The 20,840-nt window shown below is 42.3% G+C and carries 18 protein-coding genes; 13 read left to right on the plus strand and 5 right to left on the minus strand.

Translation table 11 applies throughout. From position 1 onward, the window contains the following. Nucleotides 1-176: 176 nt before the first annotated feature. On the minus strand, nucleotides 177-1,676 hold the full coding sequence (gatB, locus tag HWQ39_RS31815; RefSeq protein ID WP_292853940.1) for an Asp-tRNA(Asn)/Glu-tRNA(Gln) amidotransferase subunit GatB: 1,500 nt from the start codon (nucleotides 1,674-1,676) through the stop codon (nucleotides 177-179). A gap of 127 nt (nucleotides 1,677-1,803) precedes the next feature. On the opposite strand from gatB, the gene HWQ39_RS31820 reads away from it, so the two are divergent. Further along, nucleotides 1,804-2,316: a DNA topology modulation protein gene (locus HWQ39_RS31820; protein WP_292853941.1), complete on the plus strand. Its 513-nt coding sequence runs from the start codon at nucleotides 1,804-1,806 to the stop codon at nucleotides 2,314-2,316. 382 nt (nucleotides 2,317-2,698) lie between these two features. Here the strand turns inward: HWQ39_RS31820 and purH are convergent, their stop codons facing one another. Then, nucleotides 2,699-4,219 carry a bifunctional phosphoribosylaminoimidazolecarboxamide formyltransferase/IMP cyclohydrolase gene (gene purH, locus HWQ39_RS31825; protein ID WP_292853942.1) on the minus strand — a complete coding sequence of 507 codons (1,521 nt, stop codon included), beginning with the start codon at nucleotides 4,217-4,219 and terminating at the stop codon, nucleotides 2,699-2,701. A gap of 665 nt (nucleotides 4,220-4,884) precedes the next feature. On the opposite strand from purH, the gene HWQ39_RS31830 reads away from it, so the two are divergent. From HWQ39_RS31830 to HWQ39_RS31855, 6 genes are all read left to right on the plus strand, one after another. Continuing rightward, on the plus strand, nucleotides 4,885-5,670 hold the full coding sequence (locus tag HWQ39_RS31830; RefSeq protein ID WP_292853943.1) for an RNA ligase family protein: 786 nt from the start codon (nucleotides 4,885-4,887) through the stop codon (nucleotides 5,668-5,670). A gap of 78 nt (nucleotides 5,671-5,748) precedes the next feature. Then, a complete protein-coding gene (locus HWQ39_RS31835) occupies nucleotides 5,749-6,906 on the plus strand; it encodes an AAA family ATPase (RefSeq protein WP_292853944.1) in 1,158 nt (385 codons plus the stop codon). Nucleotides 6,907-7,314: 408 nt separating this feature from the next. Continuing rightward, complete coding sequence (locus tag HWQ39_RS31840; protein WP_292854025.1) at nucleotides 7,315-7,935, plus strand: alpha/beta hydrolase; 621 nt, start codon at nucleotides 7,315-7,317, stop codon at nucleotides 7,933-7,935. A 154-nt stretch (nucleotides 7,936-8,089) separates the two neighbouring features. Continuing rightward, nucleotides 8,090-8,302 (plus strand): DUF2555 domain-containing protein, encoded by a 213-nt coding sequence (locus HWQ39_RS31845; RefSeq protein WP_094351471.1) that lies wholly within the window; start codon nucleotides 8,090-8,092, stop codon nucleotides 8,300-8,302. A gap of 75 nt (nucleotides 8,303-8,377) precedes the next feature. Then, entirely contained in the window at nucleotides 8,378-9,589 is a 1,212-nt protein-coding gene (coaBC, locus tag HWQ39_RS31850; RefSeq protein WP_292853945.1) for a bifunctional phosphopantothenoylcysteine decarboxylase/phosphopantothenate--cysteine ligase CoaBC, read from the plus strand. A 227-nt stretch (nucleotides 9,590-9,816) separates the two neighbouring features. After that, a complete protein-coding gene (locus tag HWQ39_RS31855) occupies nucleotides 9,817-10,347 on the plus strand; it encodes a pentapeptide repeat-containing protein (protein ID WP_292853946.1) in 531 nt (176 codons plus the stop codon). Between the two features lie 305 nt (nucleotides 10,348-10,652). On the opposite strand, the gene HWQ39_RS31860 is transcribed toward HWQ39_RS31855, so the two are convergent. After that, nucleotides 10,653-10,832, minus strand: a complete 180-nt coding sequence (locus HWQ39_RS31860) for a hypothetical protein (protein WP_292853947.1) — start codon at nucleotides 10,830-10,832, stop codon at nucleotides 10,653-10,655. 41 nt (nucleotides 10,833-10,873) lie between these two features. On the opposite strand from HWQ39_RS31860, the gene HWQ39_RS31865 reads away from it, so the two are divergent. Together HWQ39_RS31865 and HWQ39_RS31870 are read left to right on the plus strand one after the other, a co-directional pair. Beyond that, the gene (locus HWQ39_RS31865; protein ID WP_292854026.1) at nucleotides 10,874-12,370 is read left to right on the plus strand and encodes a DUF1565 domain-containing protein; all 1,497 of its coding nucleotides are present in this window, start codon (nucleotides 10,874-10,876) and stop codon (nucleotides 12,368-12,370) included. 249 nt (nucleotides 12,371-12,619) lie between these two features. Then, nucleotides 12,620-13,432: a hypothetical protein gene (locus tag HWQ39_RS31870; RefSeq protein WP_292853948.1), complete on the plus strand. Its 813-nt coding sequence runs from the start codon at nucleotides 12,620-12,622 to the stop codon at nucleotides 13,430-13,432. A gap of 25 nt (nucleotides 13,433-13,457) precedes the next feature. On the opposite strand, the gene HWQ39_RS31875 is transcribed toward HWQ39_RS31870, so the two are convergent. After that, nucleotides 13,458-15,527 carry a tetratricopeptide repeat protein gene (locus HWQ39_RS31875; RefSeq protein ID WP_292853949.1) on the minus strand — a complete coding sequence of 690 codons (2,070 nt, stop codon included), beginning with the start codon at nucleotides 15,525-15,527 and terminating at the stop codon, nucleotides 13,458-13,460. A gap of 311 nt (nucleotides 15,528-15,838) precedes the next feature. On the opposite strand from HWQ39_RS31875, the gene HWQ39_RS31880 reads away from it, so the two are divergent. After that, complete coding sequence (locus HWQ39_RS31880) at nucleotides 15,839-16,099, plus strand: hypothetical protein (protein ID WP_194043036.1); 261 nt, start codon at nucleotides 15,839-15,841, stop codon at nucleotides 16,097-16,099. A gap of 258 nt (nucleotides 16,100-16,357) precedes the next feature. Further along, nucleotides 16,358-17,017 carry a class I SAM-dependent methyltransferase gene (locus HWQ39_RS31885; RefSeq protein WP_292853950.1) on the plus strand — a complete coding sequence of 220 codons (660 nt, stop codon included), beginning with the start codon at nucleotides 16,358-16,360 and terminating at the stop codon, nucleotides 17,015-17,017. A 73-nt stretch (nucleotides 17,018-17,090) separates the two neighbouring features. Here the strand turns inward: HWQ39_RS31885 and HWQ39_RS31890 are convergent, their stop codons facing one another. Next, nucleotides 17,091-18,047, minus strand: coding sequence for an aldo/keto reductase (locus tag HWQ39_RS31890; RefSeq protein ID WP_292853951.1), 957 nt, complete (start codon nucleotides 18,045-18,047; stop codon nucleotides 17,091-17,093). Between the two features lie 257 nt (nucleotides 18,048-18,304). Between HWQ39_RS31890 and HWQ39_RS31895 the strand changes: the two genes are divergently transcribed. Then, nucleotides 18,305-19,165 carry a Tab2/Atab2 family RNA-binding protein gene (locus tag HWQ39_RS31895; RefSeq protein ID WP_292853952.1) on the plus strand — a complete coding sequence of 287 codons (861 nt, stop codon included), beginning with the start codon at nucleotides 18,305-18,307 and terminating at the stop codon, nucleotides 19,163-19,165. A gap of 299 nt (nucleotides 19,166-19,464) precedes the next feature. Continuing rightward, on the plus strand, nucleotides 19,465-20,778 hold the full coding sequence (locus HWQ39_RS31900) for a TldD/PmbA family protein (protein ID WP_292853953.1): 1,314 nt from the start codon (nucleotides 19,465-19,467) through the stop codon (nucleotides 20,776-20,778). Nucleotides 20,779-20,840 lie beyond the last annotated feature (62 nt).

Genomic DNA, 20,840 nt, shown 5'->3' on the forward strand with positions numbered 1-20,840 from the left:
TACTTACCACAGCATATCATTTTAGGTATGAGGGTTGTCACCAGCTTTTATATGAAGACTTTGTGAAGGAAGACCGGGAAAATACTTACTTGGGAATTGGGTATGGGGCATTGGGCATTGGTTATTCTCCCCTGCCCCCTACCTTATGCCAACAATAATTATTTACCCCGAACTACTTAAACATTCAGTTTTTTCTCGACCAATTCGTTAGTCAGCTTAGGATCGGCACGTTTGCCTGTCTTTTTCAGAACTTGTCCGACAAAGAAGCCTTTGAGGTTGGTGTTACCGTTGCGATACTTTTCTAGTTCTTTGGGATTGGCGGCTATGACTTCATCAACAATGGGTTCCAGTACACTAGGATCGGTGATTAACTCTTGATCGGCAAAGGCTTTCTCAGGAGAAATACCACTCAGCAAATCTGGGAGCTTTTCTTTAGCTTGAGCATTGCTAATTTTACCCGTTTCAATGCGAGTGATGATATCCGCTAAATTGGTGGGAGTCAGGGCGATTTCAGTAATACTGAGTTTTTGCTTATTGAGGTGTGCGGCGATATCTTGAGTAATCCAGTTAGCAGCAGCTTTGGCATTTGCTCCAGATGCGATCGCAGTTTCAAAATATTCGGCTATTGAACGATCTTCTGTCAACACTCGCGCATCGTAAGGGGAAAGCCCCAACTCACTTTCATAATGATGGCGTTTTTGGGCTGGTAATTCTGGTAGTTCGCTCCGCCATTGCTCTAATTGTGCATTTGACACCTCAATTGGTGCTAAATCTGGTTCGGGGAAGTAGCGGTAATCGCTTGAACCTTCCTTAATCCGCATACTACTTGTGCGTTGAGCGCCTTCTTCCCAGAGACGAGTTTCTTGGATAATGCGATCGCCTGCTTCGATGGCGGCGATTTGGCGCTCAATTTCATAGTCAATCGCCCGTTGGATGGCGCTGAAGGAGTTCATGTTTTTAATTTCTACCTTGGTGCCAAACTCCTTTCGTCCCACCGGACGCACGGAAATGTTGACATCGCAACGCAGAGATCCCTCCTGCATATTACCGTCACTCACGCCGAGATACCGGACAATCCGGCGTAATTCTTCGGCATATTCAGCAGCTTCTACTCCAGAACGCAGATCGGGTTCTGAAACAATTTCTACTAATGGGATACCTGCGCGATTGTAGTCTACCAGAGAATAGGAAGAACCAGAAAGGCGAGTCTCGTTCCGAGAGGCTTCGCCAACGCTGCCTGCGTGTACCAATTTTCCCGCATCTTCCTCCATGTGCAGACGCGTAATACCAATGCGTTTGCGAATTGGATTCCCCTCACCATCTACCAACTCAATTTCTAACCAACCATGTTCTGCGATCGGTAGATCGTATTGAGAAATTTGGTAATTTTTGGGTAAATCTGGATAAAAATACTGTTTGCGGTCAAATTTACTATATTTAGCGATTTGACAATTTAGTGCCAAACCAGCCTTGACAGCGTATTCTAATACTTTCTCATTGAGTACAGGTAAAACCCCAGGTAAACCCATACAAATCGGGTCAATGTTAGTATTGGGTTCAGCACCGAATGCCGTAGAGCTATTAGAGAAAATCTTGGTGTTGGTACTCAGTTGACAATGGGTTTCTAGACCAATAATCGCTTCATACTCAGTTTTTACAGTCGTAGCAGTCGTCATAATATCAATAATTTGGGCATAATCCTTGTAGTGGTACTATTGTAGCGGCGTATTGAGTTGCGCTGAAGACGGTTATTTGGGTGAGCAATGCTTACCGTGTTGAGCTTGAAGAAGGTGCAAACCTAAAGTGAAGAAAATCTTGATTATTGGTTCTGGGGGTGCTGGTAAATCTACTCTAGCTCGCGCACTGGGAAGCATTTTAGGTTTAGAAGTAATTCACTTGGATGCTTGGTACTGGAATCCTGGTTGGGTTGAGACTCCAAAAACTGAATGGCAAAGCATAATCCAAGACCTAACCCTACGAGAATCTTGGATTATGGATGGTAACTATGGCGGTACTCTCGACCTTCGTTTGTCGGTTGCAGATACGGTAATTTTTTTGGATTTTCCCCGGATTTTATGTTTGTCGCGAGTAATTAAACGTCGTTTCATCTATGCTGGACAATCTAGACCTGATATGGCATCAGATTGCCCTGAGAGATTGAACTGGGAATTTCTCAAATATATCTGGTCATACCCAATTACTCGTCGTCCTGGAATTCTAGAAAAACTTAGTCAGCCAAGACCAAACCAGCAAGTTATTATTCTCCGCAACCCAACTGAAGTCAGAGAGCTTTTAGAAAAGATTTCCTACTATTAACACTAGCTCTCGCCTAGCATCCCTACGACTAAAACAATATCCTTGGGTTAGCGATAATGGTATACAAACTAAAAAATGCCTGGGAGTGTTGCCGTGTTTCCACCCCAGACATCTTTTATTCTTAACTTGCTCCTCACACACAAATAGATATTATCACTACTTCTATTAAATGGCAAGTATATTGAGTAACATTTTCAAAACTGCACAGGCAATCCAACTTCTGACAAATTAAAAAGCGCTTGGGAGTGTTGCCGTGTTTCCACCCCAAACGCTTTTTATTTTTAACTTGCTCCTCACACACGACTTTAACATATCACTGCTTCTATCAAAAGCAAGTACATAATGTGACACTTTTAAAAGTGTACACTTTATGGTCAATAATTTAGTGTAAAAAGTGACGTACACCAGTTAAGACCATCAGCAAACCCAGTTCGTTAGCAGCAATGATAGAATCTTTATCGCGCAAACTTCCCCCTGGTTGGACAATGGCTGTAATTCCTGCGGCTGCGGCTGTTTTGACTGAATCATCAAAGGGGAAGAATCCATCGCTGGCGAGAGTTGCACCTTTGGCTTTTTCCCCGGCTTGTTCTAGAGCTATTTTAACTGAGCCAACGCGGTTCATTTGACCAGCGCCTACTCCTAGTGTAGTGCGATCGCTGGTCACAACAATGGCATTAGATTTCACATGTTTGCATACTTTCCAAGCAAACAACAATTCGGCTAATTCGTCGGGTGTAGGTTGGCGTTCGGTGACAACTTGCCATTGACTGGTATCAGCAATGATGTCATCGCTAGTTTGGACAAGGAAACCACCTGCGATCGCTTTCACTGTATCCTTAGGGCCGCTGCTCAAATCAGCTAGAGTCAAAACCCGGACGTTAGATTTCTTTGCCAAGATTTTTTGGGCTTCCGCATCACAACTTGGTGCAACCACACATTCTAAAAATGTTTTGATTAACTCGCTAGCCGTAGCCGCATCAATCGGACGGTTGAGTGCGACAATACCGCCAAAGGCAGAAGTAGAATCAGCGTTAAAAGCTTTTTGGTACGCTTCGGAAATTGTACTTCCCAATGCCGTACCACAGGGATTTGTATGTTTGATAATCGTTGCTGCTGGGGTATCAGTAAATTCAGCAATGATTCGGCGTGCGGCTTCTAAATCAACTAAGTTATTGTAACTAAGTTCTTTACCTTGGAGTTTTGTCGCAGCTGCCCATCCTGTTGGAGTAGTACCAGTTTGATACCAAGTGGCGGGTTGATGAGGGTTTTCACCGTAACGCAGAGATTGCAATTGTGTACCGTTCAGGGTGTACTGTTGTGCTTCTGCGAGGTAAGAGGCGATCGCGCGATCGTAACTAGCAGTATGCGAAAATCCTTTTAATGCCGCCTTCTGCCGAAACTCTAGGGAAGCTACGCCGTTATTTTGGCGCAATTCCTGTAAATACTCGTCATACTGTGCTGGATCGCATAATACAGTGAGATGGGCAAAGTTTTTCGATGATGCCCGTAGCATAGCTGGGCCACCAATATCAATTTGTTCAACAGCCTCTAATAATGTTACCCCTGGTTTAGCGATCGTTTCCTCAAAAGGATATAGATTCACCACCACTAAATCAATCGGGCGAATTTGGTTATTTTCTAAATCTGTAATATCTTCGGGAAAATCTCGCCGTGCCAAAATCCCGCCATGAATTCGGGGATGTAGTGTTTTTACACGTCCACCTAAAATTTCTGGAGAACCTGTATAATCTGCAACTTTGGTGACAGGGAGTCCCGCATCTTTGAGGGCTTGGGCTGTTCCCCCACTGCTGATTAAATCAAAGTCGAATTCTTCAACCAAGCTACGGGCTAGGTCAATTATACCAGTTTTATTAGATACACTCAGCAGGGCTAGACGCGCCATTGATCAATTCCTTAAAAGTAGGCTAGAAGCGAAGGATCTCAAGTTTTGCATAAGCCTTGGTTTACTTCAAGACCATTTTGAATTTTAGATTTTAGATTTTGGATTGGGAATCGCTTTCTGTGTCTGGGTTTTGTGAAACCATCTGTGGCAATCATTTTTCAAATTGGTATTAGTCTCTAAATATCAAAAGCTAGAACTGTAACTGTAGCCATCTTCCTTACCGATTACTTATCGATCTCATCAAATAATTACTGATGATTTACTACCAGAATTGGAAATTACCCCTCATGCAATCTTTCAGCAAGCTGGATTAAATCCCTAAAATTTCATTAGAAATCAACAGTTTTTAGCGATCGCTATTTTCTGGCATCCAGCGAATTGAATCTTCTGAACACCATCCTGCTTGAAGATGAAGCAGATAACATACAGTTAATGTAAAACATTGCTTGTTTCCGAAAACGATACCTCAAACTGTGAAATATATGTATTATAAGAATACTACTATTGAAAATCTGCGGTAAAGACTTATGTAGTCCCTGGTATCAATCAAACTTACTTCAATGGCGAATGCTAACAATCCTTAGATAACGGACTCTAGGAGAATTACTTGTTCGTGAAAATTTGCCAAGAAATTATTTGATTGCAGTCACCAAGGCAGAAAAGTCATGGAACAAATTTATAAATATCCGCGTACCCATCACATTGAGGGTTCGCGTTTGCAACCTGGGGATGAAGACCTCAATAGCATTCCTTTTAGTGCGATTAAAAACCAGTATGTAGTAGTTGAAGAAAAAGTTGATGGTGCAAACGCAGCTATTAGCTTTACATCTGATGGACAAATCCGACTGCAAAGCCGGGGACACTACTTAACTGGTGGGGCGCGAGAAAAGCACTTTAATTTATTTAAACAGTGGGCACACACTTACGCCGCAGCATTTTGGGAAGTTTTGGGAAGTCATTTTATTCTCTTTGGAGAATGGCTGTATGCCAAGCACACGGTTTTTTACGATGCTTTACCCCACTACTTTCTAGAATACGATGTGCTGGATTTAGAAAAGCAAGTTTTTCTGTCCACTAAAAGCCGTCAGCAGTTACTTGCTGGGCTACCTCTAGTTTCAGTACCCATATTGTTTGCTGGTGAACTCCAATCTTACAAGCAACTTATTAAGTTGGTGGGTGAGTCCCATTATCAAACTGCTGCATATATGCAACGTTTCCAGCAAATTTGTCAGGAACTTGGACTTGATGTTGAGCGTTCCCTAAAACAAACTGACCAAAGTTCTTTGATGGAAGGTTTATACATCAAAGTTGAGCCGAGACATATCGTTACTCATCGGTATAAATATGTGCGTTCGAGCTTTTTAACAACCATTCTGCAATCGGATAGGCATTGGCTGAACCGCCCAATAATACCAAATCAGTTGTGTATCGGTGCTGATTTGTTCGCATGACCTTCTGGACTTTGTGGCGAAAGGTAGTTAAAGGTCATTAAAAATATAAAACAAACAAGTAAATTTGAGGATAGCAATATGAATACTTCGGTGCAATTTTGGTCATTTCCTTATTGCCCCAGCGATGTCTACGACGGGCTGCGCCTACGCAACTGGTCGATAGATTGGTCAGCATTGGAAGCAAAATTTGATTGGTTGCGATTGCTTGCTGATTGCCCCCAAGACCCACGTTATCATGCTGAAGGAAATGTTCTCACCCACACAAAGCTAGTATGCGAGGCATTGGTGGCATTACCCCAATGGCGGGCATTGCCAGCTACAGAACGTTCTGTGTTGTTTGCTGCGGCTTTGCTACACGATGTCGCTAAACCTGCTTCTACTCAAATAGAAACAGATGGCAGCATCACCTCCAAAGGTCATGTACTGCAAGGTGCAAAAATGGCACAGGAGATTCTCTGGGATTTGGATGTGCCCTTTCATCAACGACAGGCAATTGTAGCTTTGGTGAAATATGGTAGCTTGCCCTTGTGGTTTTGGGACAAACCCAACCCCGAACGGGCAGTCATTAAAACAAGTCAAATTATTCGTTGCGATTTACTGGGTTTACTTGCAGAAGCAGATGTGAAAGGGCGCAACTGTGACGATCAAATACAGTTATTGGAACGAATTGAGTTTTTTCGGGAATTTTGCCAGGAAAATCACTGTTTTGATCGGCCACGAGTATTTTCGTCAGCCCATAGTCGGTTTGTTTATTTTCAAAAAGAAGATGGCAACCCAGACTATGCAGCTTATGATGATACACGCTTTCAGGTGGTGATGATGTCAGGATTACCTGGTTCTGGAAAAGATACTTGGATTCAAGAAAATCTCCCTGAGTGGGGCGTAATTTCTTTAGATAAACTGCGAAAGACAATGGGAATTAATCCTAAAGACGACCAAGGTGCAGTAGCAAATGCAGCGAAGGCGATCGCTAAAGAGTATATGCGAAGTGGACAATCCTTTGTATGGAATGCAACCAACCTCAGCCGCCAACTGCGGGGGATGCTAGTTCGTTTGTTTGGCAGTTACCAAGCCAGTATTCGGATTGTGTATTTAGAGGCAGCTTGGGAAGAATTGCTGAGAAGAAATGGCGATCGGACTGCAAAACTGCCAGAAAAAGTACTTTACCGGATGAAAAATCGTCTAGAAGTGCCTGATATTACCGAAGCATCTGCTATAGATTGGATAGTAAAATGAAAATTCGAGATCACAAAGACGCGATAAATCGTCATTAAAACAAAAGACTCATAAATCGTCATTAAAACAAAAGACTCATTATTGTAGAGACGGCGATTCATCGCGTCTCTTGCCTTAACCAACAGCTTAGGCTGTTTCATTACCTTTTTTGGCATTGGGGTTTGCGCCTGTAGCCAATAATTCTTTTACACGCTGGGCATCACGTGACTCAATAGCGGCAATTAGCTGCTCGTCCATAATTATTTTATACCTACCTATTCAGAGTTATCTAGTTATTTTGCCGATTCAACTCCAACTAGTGTCTAAGATGACGATCGCATTCTTTGGTCTAGTAGCAAATACCGCTAAATACTAAGCTGCTTGAAGAGATAGGATCTATGTACAAAAGTAGAATTTAGGAGTAAACCTCTGTCTTTACAAGCTATTACCGTTCCCACAGCAACTTCTCAACCCCCCGCAGGCTTAATTGTCACTTTGCATGGTTGGGGTGCTAACGCTGAGGATGTAGCATCTTTGTTACCCTCGCTCAACTTACCTGATTACCAGTTTGTATTGCCCAATGCACCTTTTCCTTATGCCTATTCCCCGATAGGGAGGGCATGGTATGATCTACGGGTGGAAAATATGTATGAAGGGTTGCCAGAAAGTCGGCAACTGTTAACAGATTTCTTGGAATCTTTAGAAAGTAGCACTGGCATACCTTTATCACGCACCATTTTAAGTGGATTTTCTCAAGGCGGAGCAATGACTTTGGATGTCGGCTCAAAATTACCCCTAGCAGGTTTAGTTGTCATGAGCGGATATTTACATCCTGATGCACTAACAGCAGCTAAAAGTAAAATTCCGCCGACTTTAATCACTCACGGTAGATATGATGAAGTTGTTCCCCTGCAAGCTGCTTTGAAGGCACAGGAAACTCTCAAGTCTCTAGGAGTGGCGGTAGAATACCACGAATTTGATATGGGGCATGAAATACATTTACCAACGTTAGAAGTGCTACGAAATTTCGTTGTCAATACCATTGGCTAGTCAGCATTACAAATTTTTGATAAATTCTCGTACAAATTCTGACAATTTTCACGAAAATAATGGCCTCTAATGAGTAATATATATTGGGTGGCTGCGTTTGGTGCAACTTAACCCAGGCTGAAGGCGAGTGCTGCATAAGGGAGGGGCAAGCATTATGACAACTCTAAGCATTTCCCAAAAAGAAATTGCTGCCATGAGCGCAGTAGAAGTAGAAGAACTAGCTACACGTCTGGAACTGGATAATTATAGTAATGCTTTTGAGGGTTTAAATGATTGGCATCTATTGCGAGCGATCGCATTTCAGCGTCCAGAGTTAGTTGAACCCTATATCTACCTCTTAGACTTAGAACCTTACGATGAAGCCTAGTTGAGAGTTAGGAGTTAGGAGTTAAGAGTTAGGATTTATAACTATTTTGTAACTACTTACTCCTAACTTTTTACCATGACTAATCCAAAATTGAACAGGGTTCTAATTGGTGTAGGTGGCGGTATCGCCGCCTACAAAATTTGTGAACTGGTTTCGAGACTGTTTAAAACTGGGGTAGAAGTCCGAGTCATCCTCACCCGTTCGGCACAAGAATTTATCACACCTCTGACTCTAGCAACCCTATCTCGTCATCCCGCCTACACAGATGATGATTTTTGGCAAGCAACTCACTCTCGTCCGCTGCATATTGAGTTGGGTGAATGGGCAGATGTCATGGTAATTGCCCCTTTAACAGCTAATACATTAGCAAAGTTAGCCTACGGGATGGCGGATAATTTACTCACAAATACTGTGCTGGCTTCTACTTGTCCCGTGCTGTTAGCACCTGCAATGAATACGGATATGTGGGAACAGCAATCGGTGCAGCGGAATTGGCAACAGCTATTGATAGATTACCGATATCATGGGATGGGTACAGCATCAGGATTATTAGCGTGCGATCGCGTCGGTGCTGGTAGATTGGCAGAACCTCCAGAAATTTTAGCTCATGTCCAATCGTTGTTACACACTCAAGGTAAACGAGATTTAGTCGGTAAACGAGTGTTAATTAGCGCTGGGGGAACGCGAGAGTATCTTGACCCAGTAAGGTTTATTGGTAATCCTTCCACAGGTAAAATGGGATTAGCTTTAGCGCAGGCGGCACTTCATCGAGGGGCAAGTGTCACCTTGGTACATGGCCCAGCTAATTGGGATGTCCCATTGGGAGTGCAAGCAATTCCTGTCATTAGTGCCGAGCAAATGCAGCAGGTTATGGTGGAATGTTTACCCAATGCTGATGTCATTGTGATGTCGGCAGCCGTGGCAGATGTGAAGCCACGAGATTATAGTACAGAAAAATTGCCCAAGCGATCGCTCCCCCAAGCTTTACCTTTGGAACCAGTACCGGATATAGTCGCCCAGTTAGCACAACATAAACAGCCGCATCAAATATTAATTGGTTTTGCAGCACAAACTGGGGAGATTGTCAAGCCTGCGTTAGAAAAATTAGAAAATAAAAAACTCGATGCGATCGTTGCCAATCCCATCGATCGACCTGATAGTGGTTTTGGTAGCGATAATAATCAAGCGATATTTTTAGATAGTCAAGGAAATCAGCTAGAAATTGCACCTTGTTCTAAATTAGAAATGGCTCATCAATTATTTGATTTTGTCATTACGGAATTTTAGATTTTAAATCTCTCAACATCCCTCTTAAGTGTGAAAGTAACTCATAACTCTAGATAGTGGCGTTAGTGGTTAAGGATGGCTAATCTAGATAAAGTTGATTCACTACTCACTCTGGTTTGATTCACCACACAAATCTTCAGTGGCGCGTACTGGAGGGAAATTCACTGCCTCTCTGGATAGCCTCAGTTAATAGCCTCAATTAAATGTTCTTTAGCATAGCGACAAATATGAAAGCAGATCAACTTCTGAAAAACTATGCCGCAGGTGTCAGAGATTTTACTGGTGTTAACTTGAGCGAGGCCAACTTAAGGGAAGCCAATCTCAGTGGTGTAATTTTAGATAAAGCAATTTTAGATGGAGCTAATCTGAGTCACGCTAATTTAAGCCACGCCAGTTTGATTGAGACAGATTTAAATGGAGCAGATTTGAGCAATGCCGATCTCAGTGGTAGCAACTTAAGCGGAGCTATTTTGGAGGGAGCTATCTTGGATGGAGCTGCAATGGAAGGAGCTAATTTGAATCGCGCTGATTTGACGGTTGCGAAACTAATTGACACTAACTTGAGTGAGGCAGATTTACAGGAAGCAAGTTTGATAGCGGCGAATCTAGATGGAGCCGATTTAAGTGGTGCAGATTTAACTGTAGCTGACTTGTCTCAGGCGAATCTTACTCAAGCAGATTTGAACCAGACTAATTTGAGCGGAGCAAATTTGGATGGAGCCAATATAGAAGGAACAATCCTTGATGAGAATGTTTGACACACTCATACTTGGTTTAGCCACTCCAACCACTGCACCAATATCGATGCTGTCACATACATCCCGTTCGACGGCGTAATTATCTCCCAATTCATAATACAGATAAGTAGGCAGGCACAAATAAATATAACTATGTAACGAAAAGTAAAAGTGGTGAAAACCTTGTGATTGCTTCACTCCACTTCGTTACGTTCGCAATGACATAGTTATAAATTTTCTCACCCACCTACTTAAGCTTGTTGTTCATCTGAGGCTGGGCAAACCTATCTAACTTCACATTCAGGTGGCTGTTTGCTCCATGTTAGTCAAATGCCGCCTTGTTCATCCGTTGAAACCGATGGTTTGGGGAAGCGATCGCCCATAGTATCATAGGCATCTACAACCAATCGCATAGCTAATTTAAAAGCGGATTGGCTCGGTTGTAAAATTCCATATTCATCTGTTTCATCCTCTTCCAAAAGAGCAACGAGCCGCTTTAATGTCACTGTTGATTGTCATAATTAAAACAATTGACTCTCAACTATCAATGGTGAACTCTACCCTCGTTGTCACACTCTATGTCAACCCTCTGACAGGGAATGATACCAATACTGGTTCACGGTTGAGTCCGTTTAAAAGCCTCACCCGTGCCTTAAAATTAACCAAAATCCAGACGATAATTCATCTGGAATCGGGAAATTACAGCGCTGCTAGTGGTGAGATGTTCCCACTGGTCATCCCTGGAGGGACGACAGTGGTGGGTAATGAAGCAAAAAAGGGTGCAGAGATTGTAATTTACGGGAGTGGTGAGTATCAAAGTCTCAGCTTTGGTATGCAAAATATTACACTGCTCTTGGTAGATAATGCCTGTGTTTTAGGTGTAACTGTTACCAATCCTTCGGTCAAGGGTACTGGTATCTGGATTGAATCGGCTGTACCTACTTTAGCTAACAATACTTTAAGTGACTGTGGGCGAGAAGGTGTGTTTACCACTGGTACTGCCAAGCCCACAATTTCAGATAATATATTTGTGCAAAATACTGCTAGCGGTTTAGTAATGGCAGGTCATAGCCAGGGAGAAGTACTGCGGAATGTATTTCAAAGAAACCCTTTAGGCATAGCAATTAGTGATTTTGCGGCTCCAACGATCGCCAATAATAAATTATCAGAAAATCGCACAGCGATCGCACTTTCTCGCAACGCCCAACCTCTACTGCGTCAAAATCTCATTGCTCAAAATACCCAAGGTGGTCTATTAGTCAATGGCAATGCAGTCCCCGATTTAGGTAATACCCAAAATCCCGCCAATAATATTTTTCGTGATAATCATGAATTTGATTTATATAATGCTACTACACAAAAATTAGTTTCCGTAGGTAATCAATTAAATCCTCTTCTAGTCAAGGGTTTGATAGAATTGCTCCCAATCAATCAAGTAGCAGTTAGCACTAGTTATTTTGATACCTCGACACAATCCCCATCTCCCGAACTAAATGGACATTGGGCAGAACCATTTATTCAGGCATTAGTGAGCATGAATTTAACTCATGCTTTTGCTGATAGTCGCTACCAGCTAGATAAATCCATGACTCGCGCCCAGTATGCAGATATGGTGGCGATCGCCTTTAACCCATTTTCCAAAATCCTAGCACCTGATTTTACGGATGTACCCAAGGATTTTTGGGCTTATAGCGCTATCCAAATTGCGGCTAGCGGTGGCTTTGTTGGCGGATTTAGCGATCGCACTTTCCGCCCCGATCAACATGTGCAGCGGCTACAGGTGATTGTCTCCCTAGTGAATGGAGTGGGACTACCAGCAGTTGATAGCGATATTTTGGAAGTATATAGCGATCGTCATACCATTCCCGACTATACCCGAAAAGCCGTTGCTACTGCTACACGATGGGGAATAGTTGTCAACTATCCAGATCCGAAAGTGCTTGCACCTTCACGTTTAGCAACACGCGCCGAAGTTGCAGCAATGGTTTATCAGGCATTAGTCGCCATTGGGAGAACACCGCCGATTACAGAGCTTTTAAACTAATTAAAGTACACTAAATGCCCAATGCAATGCCCCAGTCCCCAATCCCCATCTCATTCATAGTGTAAATAATTGAAAATTTATATAAATCAGTCTATGTAGGGTTGCATTCTAGGAGTTGGCAAGTAAAATAGGGGACACTGCTTATCGTTTTGGTAACTTGTGGGAAAAAAACCATGTAGTTAAAAGCACGTTAGGCTAATATGCAGTGGGTGACAAATCTTAGACCTATTGCCTAAAGCTAATAGCCCCATGTTAACAACACTTCCAGATACTTCTGCCAACTTGGCGATCGCCTTATTAATTAACTATAGTTTTGATCTCAGTGGATATAGTGCCAATGAGCTAGTTGAGCGTTGGCAAACGCAATACCCACTTAATTGGCTACACCTGGCAGTGATTGAGGCACTATATCAAGGTCGTTATAAAGCGGTTTCTGTACAACAAATCTTAGTATTTTGGCAGCGCCGGGATCAGGCTACATATCATTTCAATATGGAATTTGAACGTATGGTTTGTAGCAAGTTTCCCCAAAGCTTAACCTCATCGCCGACACCAGCCCTAGCACCAGCGAAGAAAAATCCCACTGTAGAGAAAGTGACGAGTCCTCAATTACCACCATCAAAGATTCGCAACGGCTATCAATACAGCAATACTGCAACTCTACAACTGAAAAGCTCCCAATCAAAGGCATCTTTAGCTGAAGAAGAAGGAAAGCAGGAAGATAGAGAGAATAAAACTGCTTTGAAGTCTTCGCTTTCTGGGAAATTTGCCTCTTCGGCAACCCTTCAGCTAGCATCTACTGTCAGCCAAAGGCAAACTTCACAAGAAAGTCCTCCACCTTCCCCATCACTAAGCCATCATCAACGACAGCCAAAACTGCTGCCGCCTGCTACTATTCATGCCCCAATCGGGCAATTTACTCCAGAAACAAGCGATCGCTCTGACTCTTTTACCTCTAAACTTAAAGCGATGTCTGGGGAACAGAATTCAAGTGTGGGGAGTGGGCGAAGAGGAGCAGGGGAGCAGGGGAGCAGGGGAGCAGGGGAAGCAAGAGCGGAATAACTAATGCCCAATGCATTTTAGGTTTTTATTCTGTAACTAAGAGCTTAAAACGCTCATCGTCGGCAATCTCATCAAAATCTAGGTCGGTTGCTGCGTCTTCTTTATACCTGGGATCGAGTTCAATTGCTTGTTGTAGAGTTAGCAGAGATCGTTCAACTTGTCTTTGCAGTGCGTAACAAGCTGCTTTGTTGTAATGGGCACTGGCATAATCTGACTTAATTTCTAAGGCTTTGTTAAAACTAGCGATCGCTTCATCATCGCGTCCCAATCTCACTAAAGTATAACCGCGTTTATCCCAGATTTTGGGAGAATTGGGCTGGAATTCTAAAGCTCTATCGAAGGAGACTATTGCCTCTTCATATTGTTCTAATGCTATTAGAGAAAGACCGCGATTCAACCAAGCAACGGCATCATCAGGCTTGATTTGTGTAGCTTTCTCAAATGAGGCAAAGGCTTGCTGATGTTGTTGTAAGTTTCCCAAAGCAACGCCGCGATCGCACCAAGCTTGATGATAATCTGGTTGAATCTGAATAGCGCGATCGTAGGACGAAATTGCATCTTTGTAGCGTTTTAACCTTCCGAGAGTTAGCCCTCGTTTTAACCAAGCCACAGGTTCATCAGCTTGGATTTTAACCACTTGGTTGTAAGCTGCGATCGCATCTTCATAGCGTCTTTGAGAAAACAAGGCATCTCCCTGTTTTACATACTCATCAGCAGTGAATTCTGGTTGTTGTGGCTGTTCCTGTATTTCTTCTTCAATTTCAGAATTCACTACCTCTGAAACAGATTCAGGTATAACTTCAGTTAATTCTTGAAGGATGAGATTCTTTCTTTCTTGAGCATCTAACTGTAACTCAGATAGTTGAGAGACAAACTCAGTTTCTAATCTTTCTAACTTCTCCAAAATTAGAATCTTTGGTTGTTGAGTATTCCATTGTAATTCTGAGAATTGCGAAGTAAATTCAGAACCAGATTTTTCTAAATTTTCAATGATTAGTTCTTTACTCTTTTGAACATCTACTTGTAACTCAGATAGCTGAACCGCAAACTCTGATTGTAATGCTCCTAAATTATCAACAATTTTATTTTTTTGCTCAACAGCATCTATTTGTAATTCAGATAATTGAAATTTCAATTCTTTATCGAATATTCTTAAATTTCCCAGCGTGATATCTTTTTGGTTTTGAGCATCTATCTGTAATTCTGATAATTTTGCAGCAAATTCTGACTGCAATCTATTTAAGTTTTCAAAAGCTATATCTCTTTGCTTTTGAGCATCAGACTGCCATCCAGAAAGTTGAGATGTAAACTCAGACTTTGATACTTCTAAATCAGCAATAGCTAATTCTTGCTGTTGTTGCACACCTAACTTCAAATCAGCTAGTTCTTCTGCTATGACAGAGGCTAATTTTCCGAGATTCTCCAGTGCTATATCTCTTTTATGTTGATAATCTAACTCTAAATTAGATAGACTAGAAGCAAATTTAGACTCTAAATTTTCTATATTTTCTTGAGATTTTTGGAGTTCAGCTTCTAATTTACTTAATACCTGTGATTTAGCTAAATTTAGCTCAGATGTAAAAATAGATACATTCTCTTGTTCGCTTTTAATTTTTTGTTGTAAAGCAATAGTTTCCTGTTCTAATTCATAGTTTATTTTTTTGGCTTCTTGAATAACATTTTCAGCCTCTTCTTTAGCAGTGGTAAGCTGATTTTGTAATTTTTCCATTCCCTGTAGTTGTTGCATTGCCCTATCAACAATTTCACGAATTACCGTTCGTCGCAGAAGCCATAACGAGGCCAGGACTGCAATTGGAAATAGACTCAATATAACTAGCCAAACATCAAGTAAGATAGTTGTACGGCTAAAAGCGCTATTAAGATCAGATTGGACTTGCTGTTGAACTCGCTTTTCCCTTCGTAGTCGTGCTAGTTCTTCCCGTTCCTGATTCGATAACACCGGAGTAGGAGTTAATACTGGATTAGGTGATGGTGCAGATTGTCCACTGGCAATTCCAACGGATAACAGTAAGGGTAAAAAAACAATAGTGCTTTTGACAATTAAAGCGAAAACAGCTTGATTTTTGCTCTTCATAACAACCATCTCAGTCTGTCGGTCAGTTTTTGAAGCGGCGTGCCTCTTTTCAATCTATAACAGAATTAAGTAGTGAAATGTTGTAGAGACCATGAGAAATGCTGAACAATCCTTAACTAATTTGTTTCTTCGTACTTTATTGTACATACAACTTCAGTAGTGGAGTGCAGTCATTTTTGGACTTATCATTATAACATTACTTAAGTTGTACCTACTGCCAAAGAGGGCAAAAACCAATTGGCACTAGCATTAGATTATCTAGGGTAAACAGATTACTCATCCGAAAAATAACTTAACAAAGGCGGTAGAAAATGGGTCGCATCAATCCTTATACACTGCAATTGCAGATTACCCGAATGTTTGAACAAGGGCAATCATTTTTTGCCACAACAAAAGTACAGGAATGGTTAAAAGAACGCAAACATAATCCAGAAGATTATGACATTATTTTCCATAAAAAACCTGCGCCTCCTGGTTCCAAAGAAGTGATGGTAGTGGAAATTGAATTACGACGTAAAGATGGACAACCTGTAGATCCTTGGTTGCAAGAACAAGCAAATCTCCATGCTTGATTTTGGCAACAAGCAATTTTTAATTTAAATCCATACTATCTTAATAGAATTTACAAAAATAGGGCGTTCCCAATTGCGGAACGCTCTTTATTATCTTGAGATGGAGCATAAATATCTTTTAAAGTATCTAAAGTTAATCCGATTCACCCTATTAGGTGAATCTAATGGGTGAGGCAGAAAAAATACAAAATATAGTACCTTAAGGCTAGAACTGGTTGCTTGATACAGCAATTTATAGACTCAAAATTTAGGAAGTAGATGATGACTGTAAACCAAATTATGGGAGATTCACCAAATCAGATTTATGGCAATTTTGGTAAACGTTTTTTTGCCTGGATGATGGCGAAAAGTAGCGGCACGTATGATAAAATTATCGGCGATCGCAAACGTTCACTTTTTGCGAATCTCCAAGGTAAAGTATTAGAAATTGGCCCAGGAACAGGCCTTAATTTACCCTACTACCCTAAAGATATCCACTGGATAGGAATTGAGCCAAACCCACATATTCATTCCTATCTCAAAAAACAGGCAGAAAAACTTAATTTAAACATCGACCTCCGCATTGGCAATGTAGAATGGTTAGATGCAGAAGATAACAGCATAGATACTGTTGTTAGTACATTAGTTTTGTGTTCAGTACCGAATATAGACTATACATTACAGGCAATTTTAAGAGTACTGAAACCAGGTGGACGCTTCTTATTTATTGAACATGTCGCTGCACCTCAAGGAAGTTTATTGCGACAAATGCAAAACAGAATTAGTCCGATTTGGAAAGCAATCGGTGATGGTTGTTATCCAGATAGAGAAACTTGGATAGCCTTAGAAAATGCTGGTTTTAGCAGCATTAATTATGAGCGATTTGATGCAACATTGCCGATTGTTAGTCCTCATATTATTGGCGTAGCGACAAAGTGAAAAAACTGTTTGGGGTTGCGGAATAAATTATTAAATAACCCCACAGCTTGAGCGGTGGAGTTATTTAATAATTTTAGGGATTCTCGCGCAAGAAATCAGTAATTTTATCTAATTCCTGCTGATTAAGGCGAAATTCACCAGCACCGATGATTCCTTCCACCTGCTTAGAATTGCGTCCACCAACGATCGCAGCTGTCACCGCCGGATTGTTTAAAGTCCAAGCGATCGCTACTTCACCCGGCGAGCGATCGTGTTGTTGACCAATGTGCTGCAACACCTCCACCAGCTTCAGGTTACGAGATAGGCGTGGCTCCTGAAATTCACTACTATTCTTGCGCCAATCATCATCTGGCAAATTAGCAACCCGCTCAGGTGTAATCGCTCCTGTGAGCAAGCCAGACTGCATAGGTGAATACACAATCACGCCGATATTATTTTCCTTAGCAAAAGGCAGAATTTCCTTGTCTACATCGGGCTTCACCAGAGAATAAGGCGGTTGCAATGACGTAACTGGTGCAATTTCCTGAATACGTTTCAACTGTTCTACATTGAAATTTGAAACCCCGATATAGCGAACCTTCCCCTCATCCTTGAGCTTGGCCAGAGTTGTCCAACCTTCTTCAATGTCTGAGTCAGGATTGGGCCAGTGGATCTGGTAGAGATCAATGGTTTCAATCTCAAGTCGGCGCAGACTATCTTCAACCTCGCGCCGCACAGAATCCGCCTTGAGGCTACGACCAATTTCGCCCTTTTCATCCCAAATCATTGAGCATTTCGTGAAAACGTAGGGGCGACTAGATCGACCTTTGAGCGCTTTAGCAACAACCTCTTCCGAATGTCCCAGACCGTAAATAGCTGCGGTGTCAATCCAATTAACGCCGAGATCGAGAGCGCGATTGATCGCTTCAATGGATTCTTGGTCGTCCTGCGTTCCCCAACCAAAAGCCCATCCACCTCCACCAATTGCCCAGGCCCCAAAGCCAATTGGAGTAATGTGAAGCTCTGAATTACCAAGCTGTTTGGTTTGCATATCTACCTTCTTTAAGAATTTTTGAGTCAATTGTTAGTTTAAGCTGCAAATATTTGCTCAACAGCTATCTGAAGTGTGAATTACTACTAGTACAGCAAGGCGGAATTACAAACGTTCATCGCCCACTCCCCATTACCCCTTATCCCCAGAGGGGGCCCCACCATCCCCAATCCCAATTCTCAATGCCAAATGCTGCCCCAAGACTCGTATGATCAACATATCAGGAAAACATAACAGCCAGATTTTTACCGCAAAACATGGGCAGTATTTGGGAAATCGATTTTTACTCTCGTCCGATTTTGGACGCTAACCAAAAAAAAGTTTGGGAAGTCTTAGTCTGCGAAAGCCCCTTAGATATTGGCGCAAAAGCAGATTCTTTGTTTCGTTATGCTCAATATTGTCCCAGTACCCAGGTAAATTCGGGCTGGTTGCGGACAGCGTTGCAGGAGGCTATTAACCAAGCTGGAAAAGCACCAACTAAAATCCGCTTTTTCCGCCGCCAAATGAACAATATGATTACTAAAGCCTGCCAAGATTTGGGCATTCCCGCCCAGCCTAGCCGCCGGACTTTAGTTCTCAACCAATGGTTAGAACATCGGCTCAAGGAATTCTATCCCCAAGAACCAGGGTATCAAGGGGGGACTAATCCCTCAGTCCGCTTAGAAAAACCTTTGCCGCAACGTTTACCAGATGCTTTGGAAGGACAGCAGTGGGTATTTGTCACCTTAGATGCTGCGGATTTGGCAGAAATGCCAGAGTGGGAAATTGGCTTTGGTGAAGCTTTCCCTTTAGATTTGGTGCAAGTGTCACCCGAAGCTCGTATTCCTGGTATTTTAATTTTCTCACCAAGAGCCTTGCCCTTGGCAGGTTGGATGTCTGGTTTAGAATTGGCTTTCTTAAGATTTGATAACAGTGAAGAGGCAAGATTGCTGTTAGAAACTGGTGTAACTGAAAGCTGGATTGTAGCAAATATCAAAAAACCTCAAATTTTAGCAGAAGCCAAAGGTTTTGAAGAAGCCAAGCAAAAAGCTAATGGTGTGCATTTTATCGGTGTACAGTCTGATCCCAAAGCCCAATCTTTTGCTGGTTTTTGGCTGTTGCAAGAGGTTAATCTTTGAATATGGGTATTGGGGGACTGGGGACTGAGGAGACAAAGAGAATAACCATGCCCAATGACCAATGACCAATGACCAATGACTAATGACTAGAAACGTTGAGACATGGCAATGATTTGGGATAATTAACTGCGTCCATCAGTGTTGATCTGTGGTTTCAACGCAACTGCTGAAACATGCTGATGATTTTTGGATGGTTATCTGCGTTTATCAGCGGAAAGTGTAATTGTCGGCTTTTGGCAATTTAGATTTTCTTGGACAGCGTTGATATGCGGTTCAAAATCCACAATTCACTAAGGGTCATGGGTTCTGAAAATTTGTCACAAGATACACTAGCAGAACAGCTGCTGGAACTAGCTATAAAATCTGGAGCAGAAGCAGCTGAGGTGTATCAGTCGCGATCGCTTTCTCGTCCAGTGTTTTTTGAGGCAAACCGGCTCAAACAGCTAGAAACCAACCAATCTGAAGGTACAGCACTAAGGCTTTGGCGAAACGGGCGTCCGGGACTGACGGTAGCTTACGGTTTTGTCACGGCCGAAGTTATGGTGGAAAAAGCTCTGGCATTAAGTCAACTTAATCAACCAGAACCAGTAGAATTGGGCTCTAACTTTCAGCCCTCCTACCCAGATTTAGGGGAAAGTGTGCCCATAGAGGTTTTGGTAGATTGGGGCAAAGAAGCGATCGCACTCATCCGTGATTCCTATCCCGATATTGTGTGCAATGGTGACTGGGAATGTGATATTGAAACCACTAGACTAGTCAATACCAAAGGTTTAGATTGTCACTATACTGACACTACCCTCAGTTGCTATGTATCCGCCGAATGGGTACGTGGCGATGATTTTTTGAATGTTGCCGATGGACAAACTCAACGGGGTGGACTCGACCCGGAGAGATTAGCTAACCAAATTTTACAACGGTTAATTTGGGCTAGAGAAAATATCTCACCTCCGACTGGTCGCATCCCGGTTTTGTTCACTTCTAAAGCTGCTGATATGCTTTGGGGTACTGTGCAAGCAGCGTTAAATGGCAAGCGAGTCTTAGAAGTAGCTTCTCCTTGGGCAGAACACCAGGGTAAGGCAGTAGTTGCACCCAGCCTCACCCTCTACCAAGACCCGGAAGCTGGCCCTTACAGTTGTCCTTTCGATGATGAAGGCACTCCGACTCAATCTTTAGTATTTATCCAAAATGGGGTTTTACAGCACTTCTATGGCGATCGCACCACTGGACGCCAACTCGGTACTAACACCACCGGAAATGGCTTTCGTCCCGGTTTAGGCAGCTATCCCACCCCTGGTTTATTTAATTTTCTCATCCAGCCAGGTTCGGCATCACTACCAGATTTGATTAGACAATTAGATGATGGCTTAATTGTGGATCAAATGCTGGGTGGTGGCGGCAGTATTTCTGGAGATTTTTCAATCAACGTTGATTTAGGCTACCGCGTCCAAAATGGTCACGTAATTGGGCGCGTAAAAGATACTATGGTTGCAGGTAATGTCTACACAGCTCTAAAGCAATTGGTGACATTGGGCAACGATGGTGATTGGAATGGTTCTTGTTATACTCCATCTTTGATAGTAGAAGGGCTATCCACCACAGGGAGAAACAATTGAAGAAGAATTCAGAATTCAGAATCAAGACACTCTTGCTTCTTGGTAGGGGGACGGTGACTTTT

Source organism: Nostoc sp. NMS8 (assembly GCF_017115045.1).
Lineage (GTDB): Bacteria > Cyanobacteriota > Cyanobacteriia > Cyanobacteriales > Nostocaceae > Nostoc.

What these genes read in the sequence shown, in the direction of transcription:
- purH (WP_292853942.1), bottom strand. Translation starts at nt 4,219, where the DNA reads ATGGCGCGTCTAGCCCTGCTGAGTGTATCTAATAAAACTGGTATAATT.
- HWQ39_RS31895 (WP_292853952.1), top strand. Translation starts at nt 18,305, where the DNA reads ATGGGCAGTATTTGGGAAATCGATTTTTACTCTCGTCCGATTTTGGAC.
- gatB (WP_292853940.1), bottom strand. Translation starts at nt 1,676, where the DNA reads ATGACGACTGCTACGACTGTAAAAACTGAGTATGAAGCGATTATTGGT.
- HWQ39_RS31880 (WP_194043036.1), top strand. Translation starts at nt 15,839, where the DNA reads ATGGGTCGCATCAATCCTTATACACTGCAATTGCAGATTACCCGAATG.
- HWQ39_RS31885 (WP_292853950.1), top strand. Translation starts at nt 16,358, where the DNA reads ATGATGACTGTAAACCAAATTATGGGAGATTCACCAAATCAGATTTAT.
- HWQ39_RS31875 (WP_292853949.1), bottom strand. Translation starts at nt 15,527, where the DNA reads ATGAAGAGCAAAAATCAAGCTGTTTTCGCTTTAATTGTCAAAAGCACT.
- HWQ39_RS31900 (WP_292853953.1), top strand. Translation starts at nt 19,465, where the DNA reads ATGGGTTCTGAAAATTTGTCACAAGATACACTAGCAGAACAGCTGCTG.
- HWQ39_RS31865 (WP_292854026.1), top strand. Translation starts at nt 10,874, where the DNA reads ATGGTGAACTCTACCCTCGTTGTCACACTCTATGTCAACCCTCTGACA.
- HWQ39_RS31845 (WP_094351471.1), top strand. Translation starts at nt 8,090, where the DNA reads ATGACAACTCTAAGCATTTCCCAAAAAGAAATTGCTGCCATGAGCGCA.
- HWQ39_RS31835 (WP_292853944.1), top strand. Translation starts at nt 5,749, where the DNA reads ATGAATACTTCGGTGCAATTTTGGTCATTTCCTTATTGCCCCAGCGAT.
- HWQ39_RS31830 (WP_292853943.1), top strand. Translation starts at nt 4,885, where the DNA reads ATGGAACAAATTTATAAATATCCGCGTACCCATCACATTGAGGGTTCG.
- HWQ39_RS31855 (WP_292853946.1), top strand. Translation starts at nt 9,817, where the DNA reads ATGAAAGCAGATCAACTTCTGAAAAACTATGCCGCAGGTGTCAGAGAT.
- HWQ39_RS31890 (WP_292853951.1), bottom strand. Translation starts at nt 18,047, where the DNA reads ATGCAAACCAAACAGCTTGGTAATTCAGAGCTTCACATTACTCCAATT.
- HWQ39_RS31870 (WP_292853948.1), top strand. Translation starts at nt 12,620, where the DNA reads ATGTTAACAACACTTCCAGATACTTCTGCCAACTTGGCGATCGCCTTA.
- coaBC (WP_292853945.1), top strand. Translation starts at nt 8,378, where the DNA reads ATGACTAATCCAAAATTGAACAGGGTTCTAATTGGTGTAGGTGGCGGT.